26 protein-coding genes and 1 other RNA gene are annotated in these 22,800 nt (G+C 42.7%); 18 read left to right on the forward strand and 9 right to left on the reverse strand.

Annotated features, from left to right (window positions below; translation table 11 throughout):
* The first annotated feature begins 10 nt into the window (after positions 1 to 10).
* Entirely contained in the window at positions 11 to 967 is a 957-nt protein-coding gene (locus tag ACTFWY_RS15365; RefSeq protein ID WP_003128762.1) for a DHH family phosphoesterase, read from the forward strand.
* Between the two features lie 188 nt (positions 968 to 1,155).
* Here ACTFWY_RS15365 and dapD read toward each other — a convergent pair whose 3' ends face one another.
* Genes dapD through dapA form a run of 3 tightly spaced genes read right to left on the reverse strand, consistent with a single transcriptional unit; the run spans position 1,156 to position 3,531 of the window.
* On the reverse strand, positions 1,156 to 1,869 hold the full coding sequence (dapD, locus tag ACTFWY_RS15370) for a 2,3,4,5-tetrahydropyridine-2,6-dicarboxylate N-acetyltransferase (RefSeq protein WP_003128763.1): 714 nt from the start codon (positions 1,867 to 1,869) through the stop codon (positions 1,156 to 1,158).
* A gap of 12 nt (positions 1,870 to 1,881) precedes the next feature.
* On the reverse strand, positions 1,882 to 2,637 hold the full coding sequence (gene dapB / locus ACTFWY_RS15375) for a 4-hydroxy-tetrahydrodipicolinate reductase (RefSeq protein ID WP_003128764.1): 756 nt from the start codon (positions 2,635 to 2,637) through the stop codon (positions 1,882 to 1,884).
* A gap of 12 nt (positions 2,638 to 2,649) precedes the next feature.
* Positions 2,650 to 3,531 carry a 4-hydroxy-tetrahydrodipicolinate synthase gene (gene dapA, locus ACTFWY_RS15380; RefSeq protein ID WP_021149191.1) on the reverse strand — a complete coding sequence of 294 codons (882 nt, stop codon included), beginning with the start codon at positions 3,529 to 3,531 and terminating at the stop codon, positions 2,650 to 2,652.
* Between the two features lie 187 nt (positions 3,532 to 3,718).
* Between dapA and ACTFWY_RS15385 the strand changes: the two genes are divergently transcribed.
* From ACTFWY_RS15385 to ffs, 10 genes are all read left to right on the forward strand, one after another.
* The gene (locus ACTFWY_RS15385) at positions 3,719 to 4,915 is read left to right on the forward strand and encodes a M20 metallopeptidase family protein (protein WP_041120440.1); all 1,197 of its coding nucleotides are present in this window, start codon (positions 3,719 to 3,721) and stop codon (positions 4,913 to 4,915) included.
* The gene (gene lysA, locus ACTFWY_RS15390) at positions 4,899 to 6,203 is read left to right on the forward strand and encodes a diaminopimelate decarboxylase (protein WP_003128767.1); all 1,305 of its coding nucleotides are present in this window, start codon (positions 4,899 to 4,901) and stop codon (positions 6,201 to 6,203) included. The genes ACTFWY_RS15385 and lysA overlap by 17 nt, the downstream gene beginning before the upstream one ends.
* 18 nt (positions 6,204 to 6,221) lie before the next feature.
* Positions 6,222 to 7,052, forward strand: coding sequence for a diaminopimelate epimerase (dapF, locus tag ACTFWY_RS15395; RefSeq protein ID WP_003128768.1), 831 nt, complete (start codon positions 6,222 to 6,224; stop codon positions 7,050 to 7,052).
* A gap of 271 nt (positions 7,053 to 7,323) precedes the next feature.
* Complete coding sequence (locus ACTFWY_RS15400; protein ID WP_041120438.1) at positions 7,324 to 7,650, forward strand: zinc ribbon domain-containing protein YjdM; 327 nt, start codon at positions 7,324 to 7,326, stop codon at positions 7,648 to 7,650.
* An 85-nt stretch (positions 7,651 to 7,735) separates the two neighbouring features.
* Positions 7,736 to 8,452 (forward strand): zinc metallopeptidase, encoded by a 717-nt coding sequence (locus ACTFWY_RS15405; RefSeq protein ID WP_124018841.1) that lies wholly within the window; start codon positions 7,736 to 7,738, stop codon positions 8,450 to 8,452.
* Between the two features lie 82 nt (positions 8,453 to 8,534).
* Entirely contained in the window at positions 8,535 to 9,170 is a 636-nt protein-coding gene (locus ACTFWY_RS15410; RefSeq protein WP_003128773.1) for a YczE/YyaS/YitT family protein, read from the forward strand.
* Between the two features lie 310 nt (positions 9,171 to 9,480).
* On the forward strand, positions 9,481 to 10,845 hold the full coding sequence (locus ACTFWY_RS15415; protein WP_041120434.1) for an RsmB/NOP family class I SAM-dependent RNA methyltransferase: 1,365 nt from the start codon (positions 9,481 to 9,483) through the stop codon (positions 10,843 to 10,845).
* Positions 10,846 to 10,913: 68 nt separating this feature from the next.
* A complete protein-coding gene (locus ACTFWY_RS15420) occupies positions 10,914 to 11,249 on the forward strand; it encodes a hypothetical protein (RefSeq protein WP_003128776.1) in 336 nt (111 codons plus the stop codon).
* Positions 11,250 to 11,521: 272 nt separating this feature from the next.
* On the forward strand, positions 11,522 to 12,028 hold the full coding sequence (tadA, locus tag ACTFWY_RS15425) for a tRNA adenosine(34) deaminase TadA (RefSeq protein WP_005472626.1): 507 nt from the start codon (positions 11,522 to 11,524) through the stop codon (positions 12,026 to 12,028).
* 24 nt (positions 12,029 to 12,052) lie between these two features.
* Positions 12,053 to 12,151: signal recognition particle sRNA small type (gene ffs / locus ACTFWY_RS15430), an RNA gene on the forward strand.
* 312 nt (positions 12,152 to 12,463) lie between these two features.
* Here the strand turns inward: ffs and ACTFWY_RS15435 are convergent.
* Positions 12,464 to 12,910 carry a GNAT family N-acetyltransferase gene (locus tag ACTFWY_RS15435; protein WP_005472624.1) on the reverse strand — a complete coding sequence of 149 codons (447 nt, stop codon included), beginning with the start codon at positions 12,908 to 12,910 and terminating at the stop codon, positions 12,464 to 12,466.
* Between the two features lie 177 nt (positions 12,911 to 13,087).
* Entirely contained in the window at positions 13,088 to 13,339 is a 252-nt protein-coding gene (locus tag ACTFWY_RS15440) for a hypothetical protein (protein ID WP_005472623.1), read from the reverse strand.
* Positions 13,340 to 13,530: 191 nt separating this feature from the next.
* Here ACTFWY_RS15440 and ACTFWY_RS15445 point away from each other — a divergent pair, with 191 nt between their 5' ends.
* The 4 genes from ACTFWY_RS15445 (at position 13,531) to ACTFWY_RS15460 (ending at position 17,019) form a co-directional block, all read left to right on the forward strand.
* Positions 13,531 to 14,910: a bifunctional metallophosphatase/5'-nucleotidase gene (locus ACTFWY_RS15445; RefSeq protein ID WP_003128780.1), complete on the forward strand. Its 1,380-nt coding sequence runs from the start codon at positions 13,531 to 13,533 to the stop codon at positions 14,908 to 14,910.
* A gap of 85 nt (positions 14,911 to 14,995) precedes the next feature.
* The gene (locus ACTFWY_RS15450; RefSeq protein WP_003128781.1) at positions 14,996 to 15,607 is read left to right on the forward strand and encodes a YutD family protein; all 612 of its coding nucleotides are present in this window, start codon (positions 14,996 to 14,998) and stop codon (positions 15,605 to 15,607) included.
* A 3-nt stretch (positions 15,608 to 15,610) separates the two neighbouring features.
* Positions 15,611 to 16,381 carry a TIGR01457 family HAD-type hydrolase gene (locus ACTFWY_RS15455; RefSeq protein WP_003128782.1) on the forward strand — a complete coding sequence of 257 codons (771 nt, stop codon included), beginning with the start codon at positions 15,611 to 15,613 and terminating at the stop codon, positions 16,379 to 16,381.
* Positions 16,378 to 17,019, forward strand: a complete 642-nt coding sequence (locus tag ACTFWY_RS15460) for a TIGR01906 family membrane protein (RefSeq protein WP_423121613.1) — start codon at positions 16,378 to 16,380, stop codon at positions 17,017 to 17,019. The genes ACTFWY_RS15455 and ACTFWY_RS15460 overlap by 4 nt, the downstream gene beginning before the upstream one ends.
* 145 nt (positions 17,020 to 17,164) lie before the next feature.
* On the opposite strand, the gene ACTFWY_RS15465 is transcribed toward ACTFWY_RS15460, so the two are convergent.
* The 3 genes from ACTFWY_RS15465 to ACTFWY_RS15475 all read right to left on the reverse strand — a co-directional run bounded on the left by ACTFWY_RS15465 (position 17,165) and on the right by ACTFWY_RS15475 (position 19,499).
* On the reverse strand, positions 17,165 to 17,674 hold the full coding sequence (locus tag ACTFWY_RS15465) for a phosphatidylglycerophosphatase A family protein (RefSeq protein ID WP_003128785.1): 510 nt from the start codon (positions 17,672 to 17,674) through the stop codon (positions 17,165 to 17,167).
* A 187-nt stretch (positions 17,675 to 17,861) separates the two neighbouring features.
* Positions 17,862 to 18,518 carry a bis(5'-nucleosyl)-tetraphosphatase (symmetrical) YqeK gene (yqeK, locus tag ACTFWY_RS15470; protein WP_003128787.1) on the reverse strand — a complete coding sequence of 219 codons (657 nt, stop codon included), beginning with the start codon at positions 18,516 to 18,518 and terminating at the stop codon, positions 17,862 to 17,864.
* A gap of 3 nt (positions 18,519 to 18,521) precedes the next feature.
* Positions 18,522 to 19,499, reverse strand: a complete 978-nt coding sequence (locus tag ACTFWY_RS15475; RefSeq protein WP_003128789.1) for an NAD(P)/FAD-dependent oxidoreductase — start codon at positions 19,497 to 19,499, stop codon at positions 18,522 to 18,524.
* 145 nt (positions 19,500 to 19,644) lie between these two features.
* On the opposite strand from ACTFWY_RS15475, the gene ACTFWY_RS15480 reads away from it, so the two are divergent.
* On the forward strand, positions 19,645 to 20,229 hold the full coding sequence (locus ACTFWY_RS15480; protein ID WP_003128790.1) for a peptidylprolyl isomerase: 585 nt from the start codon (positions 19,645 to 19,647) through the stop codon (positions 20,227 to 20,229).
* A 24-nt stretch (positions 20,230 to 20,253) separates the two neighbouring features.
* On the opposite strand, the gene ACTFWY_RS15485 is transcribed toward ACTFWY_RS15480, so the two are convergent.
* Entirely contained in the window at positions 20,254 to 21,432 is a 1,179-nt protein-coding gene (locus ACTFWY_RS15485) for a MalY/PatB family protein (RefSeq protein ID WP_003128791.1), read from the reverse strand.
* Between the two features lie 87 nt (positions 21,433 to 21,519).
* On the opposite strand from ACTFWY_RS15485, the gene ACTFWY_RS15490 reads away from it, so the two are divergent.
* Together ACTFWY_RS15490 and ACTFWY_RS15495 are read left to right on the forward strand one after the other, a co-directional pair.
* Entirely contained in the window at positions 21,520 to 21,900 is a 381-nt protein-coding gene (locus ACTFWY_RS15490) for a CvfD/Ygs/GSP13 family RNA-binding post-transcriptional regulator (RefSeq protein WP_003128793.1), read from the forward strand.
* Positions 21,901 to 21,967: 67 nt separating this feature from the next.
* Entirely contained in the window at positions 21,968 to 22,330 is a 363-nt protein-coding gene (locus ACTFWY_RS15495) for a hypothetical protein (RefSeq protein WP_021149210.1), read from the forward strand.
* Positions 22,331 to 22,800 lie beyond the last annotated feature (470 nt).

Genomic DNA, 22,800 nt, shown 5'->3' on the forward strand with positions numbered 1-22,800 from the left:
GAGATATGCAATGAACGTACAAGAGGAAATATTGACAGCAATTAAGGAATATCAGACAATTATTATTCACCGCCATCAGCGACCTGATCCGGATGCACTAGGGTCACAAGTTGGATTGGCAGAAATTTTACGAGCTAGTTTTCCTGAAAAAGCGATCTATCAAGTGGGAGGGCCTGTTGAAGGGCTAGACTACTTAGCAGAAATGCAGGAGATTTCGGATGAAGTCTACAAAAATGCCTTAGTGATCGTGACCGATACCGCCAATTCACCAAGAGTCAGTGATCAGCGCTATGCCAATGGTGCAAAATTGATCAAAATCGATCACCATCCTAATGACGAACCTTATGGAGATTTGGTCTGGGTGGATACTACTGCTAGCAGCTGCAGTGAAATGATTACGGCATTCTGGAAAATGTTCGCTGAAGAACTTACTATGTCGCAAGAAGCTGCGCGCCTGCTTTATGCCGGAATCGTAGGGGATACGGGTCGTTTCCTGTACCCAGCAACGACCTCCGCGACATTGCGTTACGCAGCTGATTTGTTGGATTATGGTTTTGATGCACCAAAAATCAATCGTGAGATTGATCAGGTTTCGAGAGCAGTGGCTCGTCTTTCCGGCTATGTCTTTGAAAATTTAGAAGTTGATTCACTAGGAGCTGGCAAAGTGATTCTGACAAATGAGATTCAGCAGCGTTTTGGCGTTGTTGATTCAGAAACATCTGCTATCGTGTCCTTACCAGGGAAGATTGAAGATGTCTTAGCATGGGCAATTTTTGTTGAGCAGCCAGAAGGCTATTATCGGGTCCGGATGCGTTCGAAAGGACCTGTGATCAATGAGATCGCCAAACGTCATCATGGTGGCGGACATCCGCTTGCCAGCGGAGCGAATGCAGCGGATCTGGAAGAAGTGGCAGCCATCTATCAAGAAATCCAGACCGCAGTTTCAGCTTTTCGAGAACAAGCATAGACTTTATTCGTCGTGATCAGTGTTCTTTTGCAGAAGAAAAAACCAACAGCGAGGAATCTTAGGACTTGCTAGGGGAATGATCGGTGAGTTTTTGATTGTAGTAAATAACTGTAGTAAAAAATTACGCAAATAAAAAAAGCGTATGACTCGCGGGTCATACGCTTTTTTGCAAGTTGCAACAGGCGAGATCAGCCCCGCAAGTCGTCAAGAAACTCGGTTTTACTAGCCGTCTTTTCATCTTTCATCTTGATGACTTTAGCCGGGGAACCAGCAACTACAGCCCCTGCCGGTACATCTTCTGTGACTACAGATCCAGCAGCAACCACAGCACCTTCACCGACACGAACACCTTCAAGGACTACGGCATTGGCGCCGATCAACACATGATCTTCGATAATCACTGGGCTAGCTGAAGGTGGCTCTAAGACACCAGCTAAAACAGCCCCAGCTCCGATATGGGCTTTTTTACCGACAGTAGCCCGGGCGCCTAAAATCGCCCCCATATCGATCATTGTTTCTTCGCCGACAACGGCACCAATATTGATGACCGCTCCCATCATGATGACCGCATTCTTCTCAATGATTGCTTGATCACGAATGAAAGCCCCTGGTTCGATCCGAGCATCGACTGTTGTTAAGTCCAACAGAGGGATCGCAGAATTCCGACGGTCATTTTCTAAATAGAAATCAGTGATTTTATCTTGATTGGCCGTTAGAAAATCAGCTACTTCTTGACTGTCTCCAACAATAAAGTAAAAGGAGCCAGCCCCAAAAATTTTCAGTGTCTCGGAAGAACAGGTAGATAGATCACCATTCAAATAGACTTTGACTGGGGTCTGCTTATTGGCTTCTTTGATGTATTTGGCTAATTGATAAGGATCAGAAAATTGTAATTCAGTCATACGTTACCACCTTTACTTGTCAAGTAGATTTTCCATGTCATATAGTCCAGCAGGTTGTTGTGCAAGATATTCGGCAGCCTTCAACGCACCATTGGCAAAAATATCCCGTGATAATGCGGTATGTTTCAGCTCAATGATCTCGTCTGCTCCTGCATAGATCACCGTGTGTTCGCCCGGGATCGTGCCACCGCGAACAGCGTGAATACCTAATTGTTTTCGATCATTGGTCAGATCGTTGCCAGAACGGCCATAAAGATATTCTTTTGGTTCTTGACAACTTTCATTGATGCTGTCTGCCAGTAACAATGCAGTTCCGCTTGGCGCATCGATTTTTTGATTGTGATGTTTTTCAATGATTTCAATATCGAAATCTGCTTCCAAAGGTGGGGTGATCGCTTTTAGGGCTTTGATCAATACATTGATCCCCACGGACATATTCGCAGAATAAAAAACAGGAATCTTTTGAGCAGCGGCGACCATTTTTTCTTGGGTTGCTTGACTTAAACCAGTCGTAGCCACAACGATGGGCAGTTGGTTGGCAACACAGAAGTCAAGGAGGCCTGCTACATTGCTATGATGTGAAAAATCGATCACCAAATCAACAGGTTCTTTGACTGCTTCTGGTGCAGAATAGATTGGAAAGTCGCCAGTTGCTTCCGTGTGACGGTCTAATCCAGCACTGATCACAAATTCAGCATGTCCAGCAATCATGTGCTGCAAAACTTTTCCCATTCGACCATTGGCACCGCTCAATAAAATATGTCTCACTTGATTGCCTCCTTATAAAAGCCCATAAGCGGACATTTCTTTTTTTAGACGGTTGATTGTTTCTTTCTCAGGCGGTCCTAATGGCAACCGATAGTGCAAGTCAGACTTTCCTAATAAGGAAACTGCCGCTTTGATGGGCACTGGATTGACTTCACTAAAAATCGCATCGATCAAAGGTTTTTGTCGTAACTGCTCCTGAATCGCTGCTTGAATATTTCCAGAAAGAAAATCTGCCACCAAAGTCGCTGTTTGTTTAGGGGCAATATTACCGATCGTCGAAATCACACCAGAACCGCCTAATGCTAAGATTGGTGTGACTTGATCATCATTGCCGGAATAGAGAGAAAATTCATCATCCACTAGTTGCGCGATAGACGCAATTTGTGAGATATCTCCACTGGCCTCTTTGATTCCTTTGACATTCGGAATCTCTTTTAATTCAGCAACCATGTCGTAAGTCAAGTTCATTCCTGTTCTTGATGCGACCGAATATAAGATGACAGGCAGTTCAACGCTTTGACAAATTGCCTTGTAATGAGTAACCAAACTCTTTTTTGTTGCTTTGTTGTAATAAGGGGTTACAACCAATAATGCGTCGGCACCGACACGCTCTGCTTCTTGGGAAAGATGGATCCCATGTTGCGTATTGTTTGAACCAGTGCCACCGATCACAGGAATGCGGCCCGCAGCCTGCTTGACAACCGCCTCGATAACAGCAATGTGTTCTTCATCGTTCAATGTTGAGGCTTCACCGGTCGTTCCACAAGCGATCAATGCATCGCTACCTTGCTGGATATGCCACTCAACCAGTGACTTCAACTTGTCGAAATCCACCGAACCATCATGAAACATCGGGGTGATCAATGCAACGCCAGAACCTTTAAAAATCGTCAAACTACTCCACATCCTTTCAACCTTTTTATTCTTTCTCTAATTGTACTAAAAATCAAAAAATTTTGATTATTTATACTATAGATTATTCGAATTATATACTATAATATTATCCAATATCAATGGAAATGTGGATATCCATACATTTTCAGCCGATATTGCTGATCAAATGAAAGAAAGGTGCCCACGAATGCAATTATCTCAAGCAGTAATGAAATTAACCGAAGACGTGGTTCGTTTTCGACGGGAACTACATAAGATTCCCGAGTTAGGATTAGAAGAATTCAAAACGAAGGAATATTTGCTTAAACAGTTGCAGTCTTTCGGGATCAAAGAAATTTATCCGGTTCTGGATACCGGATTGATCGCTGTTTTTCGCAGTGAAAAACCAGGGAAGACGTTAGCATTCCGCACGGATATCGATGCATTGCCTATCAAGGAAGAAACGAATGCTCCTTTTGCCTCGCAACATCTCGGCAAAATGCATGCTTGTGGACATGATGGACATATGGCGACGCTTTTAGGTTTTGCAAAGTACTTATCCGATTACCCGGAAGCTGTTCGCGGGACCATTGTGTTGATTTTTCAGCCAGCAGAAGAAGGCCCTGGTGGTGCGCAGCTAATGATTGATGAAGGAATCTTAACCGATTTTGCGATTGATCAGATTATCGGTCTGCATGTTTTTCCAGACTATCCTGAAGGTGTGATTGCTTGCCGCAAGGGACCAATGATGGCTCGAAATGGCGAGATCACGATTCGAGTCCTGGGAGAAAGTGCTCACGGGGCCCAACCTCATCAAGGCAGCGATGCGATCTTAGCGGCAGCTGCGGTCATTCAAGGTCTCCATGCAATCGTTTCTCGCAACATTAGTCCATTGTCTTCGGCCGTCATTACATTCGGCAAGATTCGCGGAGGAGATGCAGAAAATATTATTCCCGGAGAAGTCGTGTTGAACGGAACGATGCGGGCTTTTGAAGATGGGGTCTATGAAACATTGACGCAACGAGTAAAATTGGCGGCTGAAGAGATTGCTAAAGGGTATGGCTGTTCAGCAGAAGTTTCTTTCGAACACTTGTATCGGGTGGTAGACAATGATCCAGACATGGTAGATGCTGTTCGGTATGTTGCTGGCGACAGTTATATCGAGACACCGCCGTACATGTTAGCGGAAGATTTCTCCATGTACCAAAAAGAGATCCCTGGTGTCTTTTTCTTTGTCGGGACTCGGGATGAAGAAAAAGGGTATACCTATCCGCTGCACAGCAGCAAGATGAATTTTGATGAGAAAGTCTTATTAGGAGGCATTGAGTGCTACCTGCGATTGATTGAAAGATTGAATCAGAGTCAGGTACTAAGAGAGGAGCGCAGTAATGATCAAAGAGATTAAAGACAATCACCTGTTTTGGGATGGATGCGATACAGTGGCATTAGCAAAAGAATTTGGCACACCCTTGTACGTTTTTTCGGTGACCGAGATTCGCACTCAATGTCGTGCTATTCGCGAGGAATTTCTGTCTCGCTATGAAAACACCCGAGCTGCCTATGCTTCGAAAGCCTTCAATACACTAGCCATGCTGCGGTTGATTGATGAGGAAGGCCTGTCTTTGGATGTTGTTAGTGGCGGTGAACTATACACAGCCATCCAAGCAGGATTTCCAGCGGAACAAATCGAATTCAATGGCAACAATAAATCTATTGATGAATTGGCATTAGCGATCGATTATGGTGTAGGTCGGATCATTGTCGATGGCAGTCAGGAGATCGGTTTGATTCGAGCGCTATGTCAAGAGAAACAGCGGAAAGCAAAAGTGATGTTCCGAATCACACCAGAAGTGAATGTCCAGACCCATGCGTTTATTTCAACTGGACAGAAAGATTCGAAATTTGGGATCCCATTGGATGAAGAGATTTTATTTCCTTTGATTGAAGAAGTGATTGACGCACCGGAAATCGATTTTTATGGGTTGCATTTCCACATCGGAAGTCAATTGTCTGACAATCATTCCCATATTGCTGCGACAGAGGCTGCGCTAGCATTAGTTCTAGAAATCCATCATCGATTTGACTATACTGTTAAAGAGTTGAATGTTGGCGGCGGATTTGGTGTCCGCTATACGGAAAAGGATATTCGTCAACCCTATTCTTACTTTTTGGATCCGGTGATGGCGACGATTGAAACGTTTTGCCAAGCGCATCAGCTCCAACGTCCGACTGTGGTGATCGAGCCTGGGCGTAGTATTGTAGCGGAAGCAGGTATCAGTCTGCATACTATTGGTACGATCAAGACATTGCCACAGATTCGAACCTATGCCAGTATTGATGGCGGCATGACAGATAACATTCGTCCCGGTCTTTATCAAGCTGAATATACGGGGATTCTAGCCAATCGGGCAGCAGAAGCTGCCACAGAGACAGTTACGATTTCTGGCAAGGCTTGTGAAAGCACGGATATCTTAGTCAAAGATCTGCAATTACCCAAAGTAGAGACGGGAGATCTTTTTGCGACTTTTGCGACGGGAGCATATGGTTATTCAATGGCTAGCAATTACAATAAACTTGCGATTCCAGCGGTAGTTTTTGTTGAAAAGGGGCACGCGGAATTGGTGGTTGAACGTCAGACTTTCCAGCAGTTGATTCAAAATGAACGTATCCCTTCGTTTTTGATGAAAGAATAAAAAAAAGCAGGTGAAATCATGGAAATCGTTTATACCAAGATGCAAGGTGCCGGAAATGATTTTATTGTGATCGACAATCGTCGCTATAATTTTTCTTCGAAACAGTTGGCTAAGTTAGCGGCTCAAGTTTGTCAGCGGAAATTTTCAATCGGCGCAGATGCGTTGATGGCTGTCGATCATCCCGAAGGAACGGGAGATTTCCGCATGCGTTTTTATAATGCGGATGGTACGGAAGCGGAAATGTGTGGCAATGGTGCACGCTGTATCGCTCGCTATGCTTATGAAAATAAGGTTGCTTCAGAAGCAATGGTGATCGAGACCGTTGCAGGACCTGTTCCTGCTTGGCGATTGGATCGGCAACAGTACAAAGTGACGTTAAATCCCCCCACCGTTGCGAAGTTTGACCAACCTTTCGCTGACAGAGAGGTTCCTGTCGTTGATTATATCGAGTTAGGTGATCCAGGAATCCCTCATGCGGTGGTGAAGTATCCCGGTCTGCAAGAAACATCCCTCGATGCATTGACAGATTTAGCACAACGGATTCGCTATTGGTCAGCATTTCCTAAAGGCGCCAATGTGAATTTCTACGATGCCGATTCAGCTGGGGAGCTCGTTGTCCGCACCTATGAACGGGGAGTCGAGGGCTTTACGTATGCTTGTGGGACCGGCTCTGGGGCAACTGCTTATGCGGTGGCGCGACGCCGGGAACAAACGCAAGCCAATCTTGTGCTGCATGTTTTAGGCGGAGAGCTGCGAGTCGAAGTTGCATCAGAAGAGCTCCAACTGATTGGGGATGCGATTTTTGTTTCTGAAGGGCGTATTTTAGACGAAAATCTATTTTTAGACTGAGGGTGGTCTTGCGACGGAATTATCCTGTTCATAGAATCATTTAGGCGACAGTTCTTATGGAAGCCTTATTCTTAGAAGCCATCTTTAGCTAGAACTGAGAAGATCATCAAATGCAATCGATAGAACTTAGTTTGTTCTATCGATTGCATTTTTTTGTGCAGGATATTGCAGGATAGTCAGAAATTTTGTATGCTACAGTTATATTTATTTTTTCACGATCGTGCTCGATCGTTGAATAAACACAGAATACATCACTATGAGGAGTAAGAATATGTCTCAAATTCCAAATTGTCCAGTTTGTCAATCCGCCTATGCATATGAGGATCGCGGCTTGTTTGTCTGCCCTGAATGTGGCAATGAATGGCAGGAAACAGAAGAAACTGCTGCTGTCGTCAAAGATGCCAACGGAAATGTTCTTCAGGATGGCGATGCCGTGACGGTCATCAAAGATTTGAAAGTCAAAGGTGCTTCTGGTGCCATCAAACAAGGAACCAAAGTCAAAAACATTCGTCTGGTAGAAGGGGATCACAATATCGACTGTAAAGTCGATGGTTTCGGTGCCATGAAATTGAAGTCAGAATTTGTAAAAAAACTTTAAAAACAGAATCTTCCATACCTCTTCATAATATTTTCATCCATTTAATGGTAAAATAAGGTCAAAGACGAAAGGGAGGGATTTCATCGTGTATGGAATCGGTGGATACGGTTTTGGTTGGTTTTATGATCCAACATTCATTTTAGTCATTATCGGGATGGTGATCTCGATGGCGGCTTCAGCATACGTTAAAAGCACGTTTAGCAAATACGATAAAATAAGCAGTAGAAACAATATCACCGGGACCAAGGCGGCTCAGTATATTTTGGAAAGCCAAGGCATCAACAATGTCGGCGTCCAAGCTATCGCAGGAGATTTGACTGATAATTATAATTCCGGCAACAAGATGCTAAGTCTATCTCAAGCAACTGCACAATCAACTTCTGTGGCAGCGATCGGAGTGGCAGCCCATGAATGCGGGCATGCTGTGCAAGATGCTAAAGGGTATCTCCCATTGCGTATCCGGCATGCGATCGTCCCAGTAGCTAATATTGGTTCCGCGGTGTCGATCCCGTTGATTTTGATCGGGGTTCTTTTGAGAGGGTCCTTCCTAATCAATCTGGGGATATTAGCATTCTCGTTAGCATTTATTTTCCAATTGGTGACGTTGCCAGTCGAATTTGATGCTTCAAGACGAGCGTTACGGATTTTAGTCGATGGCGGTCTCTTAACGGAAGAAGAAGTACCGCAGGCCCGTAAAGTATTGTTTGCTGCAGCCTTGACTTATGTGGCAGCTGCAGTTGCGACATTGCTGCAATTACTACGTTTGATTATTTTATTCGGCAATAACAATCGCCGCGACTAATGAAAAGAAGGAGACTTGAGAATGCTCAAGTTTCCTTTTTTTGAAATTGTCGTTATAATAAAAAGAAAAAGGTGGGGAATAAATGAAAAAAGAAACATGGCTGCGGTCGCTTTTTGCGTTGATCGGGGTAGCTATCATCGGTTTTGGCGCCTCCTTGCTTCGCGTAGGTGGCGTCGGGCTGGATCCGTATACAGCTGCCAATATTGGAACAGGTGAACGGTTAGGTCTTTCATTAGGTGTTTATCAATTAATGATCAATCTCGTTTTGTTGATCTTGATTTTCTTTTTTGGTCGTCGGCATATTGGGATCGGCACAGTGATCAATATGGTCTTGACGGGCTTTTTTATTGATTTTTATACGAAAATCTTTGAACTTTTCGCAGTTTCTCCGGAAGGTTGGCTGCAAAAAGGGCTCTTTTTAGTGATCGGTATTCTGTTCTTTACCTTTGGTGCTTCCTTCTATATGTCAGCAAAAGTGGGAAGTGCGCCTTATGATGCGATCGCACCGACGATCGTTGATCGAACGAAAGCGAATTATCGGGTCGTCAGAGTGATCCAAGATGTGGCTTTTGCGACACTCGGCTGGATCACAGGTGGACCGATCGGGATTGGGACATTTATCAGTGCCTTTCTAGTTGGTCCGCTGATCAAGTTCTGGGATGATTACGCCTCAGTGCCGTTCATCGAAAAGACCATCAAGAAATCTTTATTTAAATGAGCGCGGACCTATCGAAACAACAATGATAAGTAGCAGATGATAGATACCAGCAGTACAAAAAAACACTGTAGATATGCTATTGATCGATTTCAACGATACCTACAGCAATAACGAAAGACTGTGACAAAATCAGCAGTGAATGGGCAATGGATAGCGTAAATCGTTTTCGAACGAACGATCCTTTGCTGACCTATTTTAGGTTTGATTTCCTTCTGTTGATTTTTGTCACATTTTTTTTTCAAAATTGCCTGACGCTACTTGCACAATCGCTGAGCACTCGCTATGATAAGAGAGCTTAGGAGGGATCATCTTGAAATTACCAGCAGCATTCATTACCAAATATCAGCAGTTACTAGGAGCCGAAGCGGCGGCCTTTTTTACTGCTTTAGAAACAGGGCATCCAGTAAAAGGATTTCGCTTGAATCTGTTGAAGCCACAAGCCGTCTCGATGCTGGAAATGTTTGGACCGGATAAAAGTCCAGCACCATACGCAATGAACGCCTATATTGGAGAAGTCAAAGGGAAATCACTGCTTCATCAAGCGGGGTATGTCTACAGTCAGGAACCAAGCGCGATGATCGTTGCGACGATCGCAGATGCACAACCAGGAGAAAAAGTGCTCGATCTTTGTGCAGCGCCTGGAGGGAAAACCACGCAATTAGCAAGTCAGATGCAAGGCAAAGGTTTATTGGTTTCCAATGAGATTTTTACTAAACGCGCAAAAATCTTATCGGAAAACGTTGAACGATGGGGGATCAGTAATGTGGTGGTGACGAACCATGCGCCGCAAGAACTGACGCCGCATTTTCCACAATTTTTTGACAAAATCGTGGTGGATGCTCCTTGCTCAGGAGAAGGAATGTTCCGCAAAGATCCTGTGGCCATCGCGGAATGGCAAGCTGATTCGCCACTGCAGTGCGCTCAGCGCCAGAAGGAGATTTTGGCTGAAGCGGTTGCGATGTTAAAGCCTGGCGGACAGTTGATCTACTCTACTTGCACGTTTGCACCTGAAGAAAATGAAGCCATCATTGAATGGCTGGTCTCAGCATATCCTTTTTCCATTGAACCGATTGAATTGGAAAATGTGTCTCATGGACGCCACGATTGGGCACCGATGAACGACATTGAAAAGACGATTCGGTTATGGCCTCACAAAAATCAAGGGGAAGGTCATTTTGCCGCAAAGCTGACCTATCTTGGATCGGAGAACATAGCCAAACCAAAGAAAACCAAAAAAACCAAAAAAGCTTCTGGGATTGATTCTGTCACGCGATCACTTTGGCAATCTTTCCAAGAAAACTATCCATTTTTAAAAGAGACTGCTGCCGATATCCAGCTTTTTGGGGATCATCTGTGGTTAGTACCTAGTGAATTACCATCACTAAAAGGGGTTCGCGTATTACGTCCAGGGCTTCACGTAGGGACTGTGAAAAAGAATCGTATCGAACCGAGTTTTGCATTGGCAATGGCGATCAAAGAAAATGATGAAGCACCTTTCTTGTCAATTGAGTTAGCTCAGTGGCAGAAGTACGTGGCTGGTGAAACGATTACGGTACCTGGAAATGAAGGCTGGGTCGTCTTGAAGGTGGCTGAGGTCCCGATTGGCTTCGGCAAACAAGTGCAAGGTGTGGTGAAAAACTTCTTCCCGAAAGGATTGCGGTTCACTCTGGAATAAACGAAATAGTATTTTTATTTGATCGGTCGTGCTATCATAGAAGTAGCAAATAAAGGGAGCTGATCGATATGAAAACATCAACAAAAGTAACGATTGGATTAAGTATTGCGGCAATTGCTGGCATCTCAACAGCAGTCGTTGTCTCAGACAAAGTCGTGAACAAAGTACGCTTCGCTTGCAACCGTCACAAAGTGAAAAAGTTTGTTGACGACAAATTTAATGGCAACGAAAAATTATTAGGTGTCGTCGATGATTTGACGGATAAAGATTTAGATGCATTGCTCGGCGTCATGAAGAAAGTCAAAGACAGCCGTCATAAAGTCTCGGTTTATGGAGATAACGTCAAAGATGCAACAGAGAATGTCAAAGACAAGTTGACTAGCTTCATTGATGCAGTCTTTTAAGCTAATATCTCCTTGGAGAAAATGCTGTTAGAAGCGGCCAGAAGATCGTTGAAAGAACCTGCCAGTGGTTGTCCTGCCATAGCAGTTGTTTGACTAGGCTTCATTTGGCGCTTCTTTTTTGTTCAGAGAAAAGGAAAATAGGAATTGGGAGCCATAGCAACTGGAACAGGTACGGCTACTGAATGACTGCGTTAAAAAATTGCCAGAGCTTTTCTATAGAGTCAGTGTCAGCTTTCCATGTTTATCCCAATTGAGAATTGAAAGGAATCATTTTGAAGAAAGAAAGTACCCTCACACAAAGTGAAAAAGAATATTTTATGCGTGAAGCACTGAAAGAAGCGCAAAAAGCGGAAGCAATCGCCGAAGTCCCCATCGGGGCAGTTGTCGTCTTAGAGGGGCAAATTATTGGCCGAGGACACAACTTGCGGGAAAAACAGCAAGAGGCAACAGCTCATGCCGAAATGTTTGCCATCCAACAAGCCTGCCAAGCCATCGAAAGCTGGCGCTTAGAACAAGCGCAGCTATTTGTTACATTGGAGCCTTGTCCTATGTGTAGTGGTGCAATGATGCTGGCTCGTGTCGAAGAAGTTTACTTTGGCGCCTACGATCCAAAAGGCGGTGCTGCCGGTTCTTTGCTGAATCTGTTGGAAGATGAGCGTTTCAACCATTGGTCCTACGTAGAAGGCGGGATCTTGGAAGAAGCGTGCGGGCAAGTGCTAAAAGATTTTTTTCGGGCATTGCGCCAAAAGAAAAAACAAAAAAAGTCTGGTAATCTATAGAAAAATACGTTATACTAAATTTTGCCGAAAGGCTAGGACAATGGAGGTCTTGTGAAGCGTGTCAGATCCGGAAGGAAGCAGCACTAAGCAGGAGTCTCCATGTGTCTGATTTTTTTTAATTAACTATTAGCTGATGAAAATCAGCTTTTTTTGTTGCCAAAAAGCAGAACTGCGACTTCTCTAAGTGAGTTCTTCTGAGGGGGTAGACAAACGCCCTTTTTTTATATCCTTCATTCAATAATAAATAAAAAAAGGGGCTGTTCCATAAGTCTCCTACAAGTGAAATCCGAACATGATATAGTATTGCTCTTGCGGTGCAGGAGTTCCTCGTCGCAAAAGTCAGAGAAATCTATCGCAATAGAATATGATACGGTTTCACTTGTTGGATGATGACTTATGGCATAACCTCTTGCTAAAAAGTAACTACTGGAATAGTTATCTGTCTAATCTCATATAAATTAGTGGATATGGATTGCCTTGTTCGTCAAACGCTGTTTTTTTATAAACTTCAAATCCCATGTGTTCATAAAAATCTTTTGCAAGCGGGTTTTGTTCATTCACTGCTAAATCATTAACCAAATATTTTTCTATGCCGTATGTAAGCAATTCTTTGCCTAACCCTTTTCCTCTTTCTTCGTTAGCAATAAAAAGCATTTCAAGATGTTGCTCCACGATCCCCATAAAGCCAACAGGTGCTTGATTTTCGTTTTCTATGAGAATTAAATAGGGGATTTCTTTTAATGCTTGTGGTACATACGTCTTGATTTCTTCTATTTCATGATCTGATAGAAAGAGATGCGTTGCTCTTACAGCACTTTCCCAAATGGTTAATAGCTGTTCTATCAATGGTGCCGTTCTTTCTTTTACCTCTATAATTTTCAAGTTCTTGACCTCCAAAACCTCCGATTTTTTTAATTATATCAAAGAAAAAAGATAAAAACGAAGTGCTGTATATCCAACAGATATACAGCACTTCATGACACGAATGAAGTTAGTTGCAGTCTGAGAACCACTACACCTATAAGCGAGGGGTTCTATTATTGTTTGTAGCAGATCGAATTAGATATAGTCTTCATGCCGAGGGCCATTCCTGCGGATCTCTTCTTGTTCTTCAGCGGATAATTCAGTGAAGATATCACTACCGTCTAAAAACGTGTTCCAATCTGTCCCCATCATCTCATGAAGTGTCTCTGGATCCTCGTCGGATAAACGATGGGAGGTCTCTCCATCCACCGTTTGTTGTTTCTCAGAGGAAGAAGTGTACTTGTGGCCAAAAAGTTTTTCCCACTCTGCTCGTAACTGTTCTAACATCGAAATCCCTCCTTTTTTTTTATTGTAGCACAAGGTCTTTAGAAAGGCGGTCCAAACGCTGGAAACAAAACCTGAATCGAAAAGCATCCCTCTGGTACCTCGCAAAAATTGTGCTATTCTAATAGTAGTTGGAACATTAAGCTGAAGACTTATCAAATAGCCGACAGCAAATGGGTGAGAAGAGGGATAAGATGGAAAAAATCACGCTAGTACACACGAATGATTTGCATTCACATCTGGAGCATTGGCCTAAGATCCGCCGTTATCTTAATCAACGGAAGCAAGAAGCAGATTCGAGTCAAGAAACAGTGATTTCTTTGGATCTAGGAGATTTTGTGGATCGGTGGCATCCATTGACTGAAGCAACGAACGGACAAGCCAATATTGAGCTGATGAACCAAGGACACTATGATGCAGTGACTATTGGCAACAATGAAGGTGTGGGAAATTCCAAAGAAGAGCTTCAGCATCTTTATGATCAAGCGGAGTTTCCTATCTTATTGGCGAACCTTTTCGATAAGAATGATTTGAAACCACCAAAATGGCGGCAGGATTACCAGATCATCGAAACGAATCAAGGGACGAAAGTCGGGCTGATTGCTTTTACGGCACCCTTTCCTTTGACCTATTCACCAAACGGCTGGGATATTCGTGAACCCTTGGAATTGCTGCCTTTATTGATCAATCATTTGCAGCCCCAAGTCGATATTTTAGTCTTGATGAGTCATTTGGGAATCAATGCAGATCGAGCGATCGCGGCTGAGTTTCCTCAGTTGGATGTGATTTTAGGCTCTCATACGCATCACTTATTCGAGACCGGCGAAATCGTCAATGGCGTACAATTGGCAGCAGCGGGGAAATTTGGCTTTTATATTGGTGAAGTAACGATTACGTTAGATGATCAAGGGCAAACTATCGAGCGTTCTGCCCGAGTGATCCCTACAGAGCAGCTTTTAGCTTTTCCGCAAGATGAAGAAGAGATTGCTGGTTATCTTTCTATTGGTCATCGTTTGCTGAAAACGAAACAAGTCGCACAACTTCCGTGGGCGCTTCGTTGTGAAGGGAACGAAGATTCGATTATCCAAGAAGCATTGGCGGCGCTTTGTGTTAGAGGACAAACGGAAGCTGCTGTGTTGAATAGCGGTTTGTTTTTAGGTGATTTACCGGCAGGGCGCATCGACCAGGATCAACTGCATACCATCTTGCCTCATCCGATGCACTTGATTCGAGTGACATTGAAGGGAGCAGATGTGATCCGTTTTGTTTTAGAAATGGAAAAAAATCGGCGCTTTTTACGGAACTATCCAATTGTTGGGATGGGATTTCGTGGGAAAATATTTGGTGAACTGGTTTATAAGGGGATCTCTTATGATGCCATCAATCACCAAGTATTGTGGCAAAACAAAGTAATCAATCCGGTGGAAGAATACCAGATCACATTAGTGGATCATTATTTGTTTATTCCTTTTTTTCCCACGATCGAGATAGCCGGACGCTGTGAATTTTTATTTCCAGAATTTATTCGTACGGTCTTTGGCAGCTACTTAGCACATAAATATCCGATCCAGTAATGAAAAAGTCGGAGGGGAATCTGATACAAGCACGACTATCATTACGTATTAAAACAAGGTATAATAGACAACAGGTGGTGAAAAGATGACCGAAAAACAAACAATTACAGACGAGATCACTTCGGTACTCGAGGAGATCATCGAAGAACCAGAGAAACAGCCGCAAAAAGGCGAACTGGTTACGCTTGTTAATGAAGATGAATTATTGATCGGTACACGCCAATACAAATTGGTGGTAGATTATCGCGAAGGATTTGATCCCCAAAAATTGGGCGAACGGTACAGTGAAGTATTGGCTCGCTACGATTACATCGTAGGGGATTGGGGTTATGAACAGTTGCGTCTAAAAGGTTTTTTTGACAAAGACAATCGCAAAGCATTACCGGATCAGCGGATCGACATGCTAGAGGATTATTTATATGAATACTGTAATTTCGGTTGCGCTTATTTTGTAATTCAACGAGTTGGCGGCAAGAAAGAAAAGAGTACGACCCGACGCCGTAAAAAGAAACCAGCAGCTCAAAGCAATCAAACACGTCCGGCACACATCGATGAGAAACAAGAAGTTGTTTCTCAAAAACAGGTGAAGCCAACGATTAAAAATCGAAAACCAAAAGAAAAAAAGGCGCGATCGACAGAAACGACAGTGAAAAAAACAAATAAAAAAGAATTCACGATCCGTCAACGGGAAGAGTAATTTATGAAATATAAGGGATATTTGATTGATTTAGATGGCACGATCTATTTAGGGAAAGAGCCGATACCAGCAGGCAAACGCTTCGTTGAAGCTTTGCAGAAAAAGGAATTGCCTTTCCTTTTTGTCACAAATAATACGACCCGCAGTCCAGAAACAGTCGCACAACGATTAGCGGATGAATTCGCCATTCATGTGGCGCCTGCAACAATTTATACGGCAAGTTTGGCGACGATCGACTTTATGAAAGACCACGGTCGCGGCAATAAAGTCTTTGTGATCGGCGAAGCAGGATTGATCGACTTGATTTTAGCGGCCGGTTTTGAATGGGATGACCAAAATCCGGATTATGTCGTCGTTGGTTTAGACAATGATGTCACCTACGAAAAGTTTGTCTTAGCCACATTAGCGATTCAAAAAGGGGCTACCTTTATCGGCACCAATCCAGATAAAAATATCCCTACCGAACGGGGATTGTTACCTGGAGCCGGTTCTTTGATCGCAATGGTGGAGACTGCGACACAGACACCGCCGATTTTCATCGGTAAACCGGAAGCAATTATTATGGACAAAGCCGTGGCACACCTTGGTTTACCAAAAGAGGAAGTCATTATGGTGGGAGATAACTATGAGACGGATATTTGCTCGGGGATTCGGAATGGCATTGATTCCCTATTGGTACTATCCGGTTTTACACCGAAATCTGCTGTGCCTCGTTTACCGGAACCCCCAACTTATGTCATTGATTCCTTAGATGAATGGGATTTTGACCAATGAGAAAACAAGTATGGATCGAGCGGCTAGGGATGCTGTGTTTGTTTTTATTTCTGATCAGCTTAGCAATTACGGTAACGATCAATTTTCGCTGGCTATATCATTTTGATATTCAACAGTTGAATATTTTAGATTATACCGACATTTCAAAAGAAGAATTGATAAAAAATTATGGGTTGTTGCTGGATTTCTTGAACAATCCATTGAATACGACATTAGCTTTGCCAGATTTTCCGATGTCAGCGGCAGGAACTGGACATTTCTATGATGTGAAGAAACTATTTTTATTAAACTATGGTGTACTGCTCGTAACGTTGATCCCCAGTTTCATGCTTCTTAGATCTTTTTGGAAAAATGACCAGCGCTGGCGGTTGTTGCGACCATTGCAGTGGGGGATGCTGCTGCCGATTTTCTTTGGTTTCTTGATGGCAATCGGGTTTGATCGATTTTTTGTGACGTTTCATGAGATTTTCTTCAATAATGACGATTGGCTTTTTGATCCAGTAACGGATCCCATCATCAATGTTCTGCCGGAGACGTTCTTCATGCACTGTTTTATTTTATTTTTTGTACTGATTGAACTGTTTTTCTTTGTGATTTACTGGTGGGCAAAACAAAGTCAAAAAAAGACTATTTCATAAGTGAGAAAAGACCTAGAGGATAGCGGGAACGTCAGTCATACTGGCGTTCCTTGCTAGTATCGCGTAACGATTTACACGGTAGTCCCTTCAGGTGTTTCAGACTTGTGGGATAGTCTTTTTTCGATAGTAGCTGATTTTTACAAGTTTATTGAGTGATGTAATGAGACTTGCTTGGATGCTGGTGCGCCAAACGACTAGCTGCCGAAGCTGCGATTGCACCTACAATATCATCTAAGAATGTATGGACCCGGGGGCCTTCATGACTGTTTAATTCTTTTAAAATACCTGGCTTCACTTTATCGATGTAGCCATAGTTGGTGAAACCGATCGAACCGTAGACATTGACAATGGAAAGTGCCAAAATCTCATCGATACCATACAACCCTTCATCATCTTTGACGATTTCCTGCAATGGATGCAAAAGGCTGTTTTCTTCTGCCAATATATCTAACTGGATACCAGTCAAAATCGTGTTGTGAACCTCACGTTTACTGAGGACTGCGTTCACACTTTCAATGCACATATCTAATGTAATACCTTCGATATAATCTTTTTGTAAAAATAAAACAAGTTCGCCGATATCCTGAAGTGATACGCCGCGCTCTGAAAGTAGTTCTCTTGCCTTATCTTCAAGTGTTTTATTCTCTAATACCATGTGATTCCCTCCAATTCTTTTTTCTTACTTCTATCCTATCTTATCTTGCCCGTGGAATCAAAAAATACCGACGAACAGCAACGTAGTCGTTTCTGAACTGTATGAAAAAAAGTCGCAGAGAAATCCTGCGACCGTTCTTTTTATAGCTTTTTTACTTTTTTATACTAGCTCTTTTTTAAGCTGTTTTTTAATATAGTAGTTTTTGCTTTTTTGGTTTTTTTAATATAGTAGTTTTTGCTTTTTTGGTAAGTAGCTTTTTTTGCAATTGTTGTTTTGCGGCAACTGCCCAAGGGTGGGCCACTAGCAAATCACCAGCAAACAGCCAGTCAAGATAACATAATGCTGCCGCTTCTAAAGAGTTATCAAGTGCAGCCAGTAGCTCCTCTAAAAAAGGTGCCGCATCTGCGCGATCCCATTCGATTTTATCTGCTAGGAAAACAATGAGATCCAGCTTTGAAAAATTTTCCTTAAGTGTCGTGTGGCAGGTAATGGCAGACAAAATCTCAGGGTCAGTGATCCCAAAGAGCTCTTTTGCCAAAGTAGCCGATTGTTTTTGATGCAGCAATAATGGTACTTTTCTTTCTTCCGGCACTATCTCCAAACCGTAATATTCTTGAAATGCGAGACGTTCATCATTGGGAATGACCATGCTGATATCATGAAACAATCCAGCAATCGTTGCTTTCTGGCAGTCGCCACCGAAACGTTTGGCAAGTTGCTCAGCGGCATTGGCTACTTCGAGATGATGTTGGACAGTCGATACTTGGTCAAAGGCTTCTAAGTAAACACGCATTTGGTTTGCAAGGGACGCATCAGGTAAATCAATTTTATACCGACTCAGCATGGTCTACTCCTTGAACAAACTAGTGCTGTGGGCAGGTTGTGTCCGGTTTTTAGGATCAATGTAATGAAGCGCATTGTTGACGGCAGTGGGGGCTTCCCCGAAACCAGTAGCAATCAAATCTACTTTGCCATCGTATAAGACCACATCCCCGCAAGCGTAGATTCCTGGAATGGATGTCCGCATATCTGATGTAACGAATACGCCTTGTCGAGTGCTTTTTAGTCCCCACTCTTTAATGTTCAAAGTCGAAGAAAAACCGTAATTAACGATCAAAGAGTCCACTTGCAAGGAAACAGATTCATCTCCTTTGACTTGCTGCAAAGCAATTTCAGTTAGACGTTTTTCTCCACTGATATCCTGGATAACATAGGGAGTTAGAATGTTGACAGAAGAAGCGCGCAGTTTGTTGACACTATGTTCATGCGCTCGAAATTCTGGGCGACGATGGATCAAATAAACTTCACTAGCGATTGGTTCAAGCATGAGCGCCCAGTCAATCGCTGAATCGCCACCCCCAGCGATAGCAACTTTGCGGCCCGCATACTTCATCAAGTCAGTTACGAAATAGTCGAGTCCATTGCCTTCAAAACGTTCACTGTCGGGTATAGACAGTTTTCTTGGCTGGAAGGAACCATTGCCTAAGGCTAAAATCACTGCTTTGGAATAGTGATTGCCTTTATCTGTGATCAGTTCTAGGTAGTCTTCGTGCTTTTCGATCTGTAAGACGGTTTCCTCCAAACAGTATTGATGATTGAAGGTAGTCAGTTGCTTTTCAAGATTTTGAACCAATTCACCGGCTTTGATCTTTGGATAACCCGGAATATCATATATATATTTCTCAGGATAGAGCGTGGCCAATTGGCCGCCTAGCTGAGGCAGACTGTCGATCAGTTTGGTTTTTGCGTTGCGCATACCGGCGTAGAAGGCAGAGAACATGCCGCTCGGCCCAGCACCAACGATGGTAATATCATATATCTCCATAGTGCATCTCCCTCTGTTGATTGATTATTCTACAGTATCACCTGGACGAATAGCTTCATTATAGCAAAAATTGTCTTAACTAGCATTTTTTCATTTTTCTGCTATCATTGTTTTAGTATTTAGTATAAACAAGGAGGCGTTAAGTGTGTCTGAATTTCCACAGCTACATTTAAAAGAAACAGGTCATAAAGCAGTTATCAAAACGAATCGGGGAGATATCACAGTAGTGCTCTTTCCAGAATTGGCCCCAAAAACCGTGAAAAACTTCGTCGAACTTGCCCAAAAAGGATATTACGACGGTATCATTTTCCACCGCGTTATTCCTGATTTTATGATTCAAGGCGGCGATCCTACCGGTACTGGTATGGGTGGCGAAAGTATTTACGGGGGCAGCTTCGAAGATGAGTTTTCAAAAGAGCTCTTCAATCTTCGCGGAGCATTATCAATGGCTAATGCCGGCCCAAATACAAACGGCAGCCAATTCTTTATTGTCAACAATCAAAACGTACCAGCGAATATGCTTGGTCAATTAGAGGGAGCAGGTTATCCTTCCGAAGTGATCGAAGCATATCAACAAGGTGGAACGCCGTGGTTAGACTTCCGTCACACTGTTTTTGGTCATGTTGTAGATGGCATGGATGTAGTGGACGAAATCGCAAACGTTCAACGAGGACCGCAAGACCGTCCTGTTCATGATGTTGTGATCGAAACAATTGAAATCAGTGCATAAAAAAGAACCCCGCGGGGTTCTTTTTTATTGTTTCAGTTCTGTGAATGCAGCAGCAATTTGCAGGAGACCTTTTTGCAGCGTTTCTCGAGGACAAGCCAAGTTGATCCGCATATGTTGCGTTCCGGATGGGCCAAAGTTGATACCTGGATTCAAGACCACTTTTGCTTCTTTGATCAATTTGCGTTGTAACTCTCGGTCAGAAAGACCGTAGGCAGAGAAGTCTAGCCACATAAGATAGGTGCCTTCTGGCTTTTGAAACTTGATTTCAGGTAATTTTTCTACCAAAAACTCACAGGTCCATTCGATATTGGCTGAAAGATAGTTAAGCAATTCATCCAGCCATGCTTCTGACTCTCGATAGGCTGCTTCTGTTGCTACAATACCGAATGTATTGATTTCACTTTGAACATTTTTTTCTTGAACAGTTATGAATTGTTTTTTCAAATCCAGATTTTTGATAAAGATCATTGAATTTTTGATGCCGGCCAAGTTGAATGTTTTGGTTGCTGAAGTTAAAACAATGGAGAAATCAGCAAAAACAGGATCAACTGTCTGAAATGAAACAAATGTATTCGGAGCAAAAACGATGTCTTGATGGATTTCATCGCTGACCACGAGAACATGATGTTTTTGACAGATCGACCCAATTGTTTGCAGCTCCTCTTTTGTCCACACACGACCACCAGGATTGTGTGGATTACACAAAATCATCAGTTTGACATGGTTATCTACAATAGCAGATTCCATTGCAACGGAATCGATTTCGAAATGCCCGTTTTTTTCGATCAACGGGTTGCGCACAAGTTGACGCTGATTTTTTTCAACAACGTCAGCAAATGGTGGGTACACTGGATCATGAATCATTACACTGTCGCCTTCATTGGTATAGCTCTGCACAGCTAATGCGAGACTAGGGACAACACCACTGTTGAACAAAATCTCCTCTTTTTGTAGCGAGTAGTTGTGTTTTCGTTCTTGCCAAGAAATGATTGCTTCGTACAAACTTTCAGGGAAAACAGTATAGCCGTAAATTCCTTGATCAATCACTTGCTGCAGGGCATTCTTGACCGGCTTAGGTGCCAAAAAATCCATGTCGGCTACCCATAACGGCAGTAAACCTTCTTCCTTATAGGTCGTAGCAATACTGTCCCACTTTACACTATTGGTATTTAACCGTGAATGGACATTGTCAAAATTCGTCATATGTACCCCTCCTAGATCGTTTTTTTCTACTACTTCAAATCTAACACTAGTTCAAGTATAATAAAAGATGAAAAGAGAGGAAATCATATGGACTATCAAATCGGAACTATTATTGACGGAACGGTCACAGGTATACAACCATACGGCGCCTTTGTGTCGCTCGATAAAGAAACACAAGGCTTGATCCATGTTTCTGAGATCCAGTCTGGATACACGAAGAATATTCATGATGTTTTGCAAGTGGGCCAGGAGGTGCGCGTACAGATTATCGATATCGATGAATATAGCCAAAAAATCAGTCTGTCCCGCAGAACATTAGAACAAAAATTTGTTCAGCTTCCTTATAAGCGCAAAAGGTATTTTACGAATAAAAACAAACGAATCGGTTTTCGGACGATTGCTGAAGCCTTACCAAAGTGGACAGCAGAAGCCAAAGAGATGCTGGAAAAAGAAAACGGAAAGAGATAATCGTGCATATTTTCTGAAAATGTGCTAAAATTGATTTACAATCAGTTGAATAACCGAGGTGGGTATTTTGGGATCCAAAAAAGTGGCAGGAACAGTTATGATGCACTTGGCAAATGGCTCGAAAAAGTTTTTGATGCAGACGCACGAAGGTACCGCAGAACTGGCATCTACAGACTTCTCTGAAGATAAGACCGGTCTAGCAAATATTTTACAATTGTTTAAAGACAGTATTCATTTAGACGTGACAGCGATCGATCTTGTTGAATTAACCAATGGTTCGATTGATGCTGAGAATATTCCACTTTTTGTTTTTGAAACCCAAGAATCAGGACAAGACAAACAACTACCTGATGGTTATGCGTGGGAAGAACCGAATGTTTTCAGACAAATTATTGAAGATTACAAAATAGAAGGTATGCCATTCTTCTAATCAAATGGATAGAAGACAACTACATAAAAAAGCCGTTGATACGGCTTTTTTTCTTTTCAGAAAATTTATTGGAGAAAAACAGAAAATATGCTTGACCCTCAGATAGAATAATGGTAAATTTATCAACGTTGGCAAAACACACCGACAGTCAAAACCTTTCAAAAAAACTTTTTGAAAAAAGGGCTTGACCAAAACGGAAACAGATGATATTATAACGAAGTCGCAAATTTAAGAAATCAATTTGGTGCTGATGCAGCAACAAAAAAGATTGAAAAAAGTTGTTGACAAATAACAATTCATTTGTTATTCTAATGAAGTCGCTGATGACGCACAGGAAGTTGTTGAATAAACACTTTCGAAAAAAACTTTTAAAAAAAGAGTTGACATTCACTTGTTGATCTGATATGATTTAAAAGTTGCTAACGCAGCGCAGTAGACCTTTGAAAACTGAACAAAGCAAGCAAACGAAC

Origin of the sequence: Enterococcus sp. 125944, from assembly GCF_051909435.1 — a bacterium.
Lineage (GTDB): Bacteria > Bacillota > Bacilli > Lactobacillales > Enterococcaceae > Enterococcus_D > Enterococcus_D gallinarum.

What these genes read in the sequence shown, in the direction of transcription:
- dapD (WP_003128763.1), bottom strand. Translation starts at nt 1,869, where the DNA reads ATGACTGAATTACAATTTTCTGATCCTTATCAATTAGCCAAATACATC.
- ACTFWY_RS15460 (WP_423121613.1), top strand. Translation starts at nt 16,378, where the DNA reads ATGAGAAAACAAGTATGGATCGAGCGGCTAGGGATGCTGTGTTTGTTT.
- ACTFWY_RS15400 (WP_041120438.1), top strand. Translation starts at nt 7,324, where the DNA reads ATGTCTCAAATTCCAAATTGTCCAGTTTGTCAATCCGCCTATGCATAT.
- ACTFWY_RS15420 (WP_003128776.1), top strand. Translation starts at nt 10,914, where the DNA reads ATGAAAACATCAACAAAAGTAACGATTGGATTAAGTATTGCGGCAATT.
- ACTFWY_RS15475 (WP_003128789.1), bottom strand. Translation starts at nt 19,499, where the DNA reads ATGGAGATATATGATATTACCATCGTTGGTGCTGGGCCGAGCGGCATG.
- ACTFWY_RS15450 (WP_003128781.1), top strand. Translation starts at nt 14,996, where the DNA reads ATGACCGAAAAACAAACAATTACAGACGAGATCACTTCGGTACTCGAG.
- ACTFWY_RS15490 (WP_003128793.1), top strand. Translation starts at nt 21,520, where the DNA reads ATGGACTATCAAATCGGAACTATTATTGACGGAACGGTCACAGGTATA.
- lysA (WP_003128767.1), top strand. Translation starts at nt 4,899, where the DNA reads ATGATCAAAGAGATTAAAGACAATCACCTGTTTTGGGATGGATGCGAT.
- dapF (WP_003128768.1), top strand. Translation starts at nt 6,222, where the DNA reads ATGGAAATCGTTTATACCAAGATGCAAGGTGCCGGAAATGATTTTATT.
- yqeK (WP_003128787.1), bottom strand. Translation starts at nt 18,518, where the DNA reads ATGCTGAGTCGGTATAAAATTGATTTACCTGATGCGTCCCTTGCAAAC.
- ACTFWY_RS15365 (WP_003128762.1), top strand. Translation starts at nt 11, where the DNA reads ATGAACGTACAAGAGGAAATATTGACAGCAATTAAGGAATATCAGACA.
- ACTFWY_RS15485 (WP_003128791.1), bottom strand. Translation starts at nt 21,432, where the DNA reads ATGACGAATTTTGACAATGTCCATTCACGGTTAAATACCAATAGTGTA.
- ACTFWY_RS15385 (WP_041120440.1), top strand. Translation starts at nt 3,719, where the DNA reads ATGCAATTATCTCAAGCAGTAATGAAATTAACCGAAGACGTGGTTCGT.
- ACTFWY_RS15455 (WP_003128782.1), top strand. Translation starts at nt 15,611, where the DNA reads ATGAAATATAAGGGATATTTGATTGATTTAGATGGCACGATCTATTTA.
- ACTFWY_RS15440 (WP_005472623.1), bottom strand. Translation starts at nt 13,339, where the DNA reads ATGTTAGAACAGTTACGAGCAGAGTGGGAAAAACTTTTTGGCCACAAG.
- ACTFWY_RS15465 (WP_003128785.1), bottom strand. Translation starts at nt 17,674, where the DNA reads ATGGTATTAGAGAATAAAACACTTGAAGATAAGGCAAGAGAACTACTT.
- ACTFWY_RS15410 (WP_003128773.1), top strand. Translation starts at nt 8,535, where the DNA reads ATGAAAAAAGAAACATGGCTGCGGTCGCTTTTTGCGTTGATCGGGGTA.
- ACTFWY_RS15445 (WP_003128780.1), top strand. Translation starts at nt 13,531, where the DNA reads ATGGAAAAAATCACGCTAGTACACACGAATGATTTGCATTCACATCTG.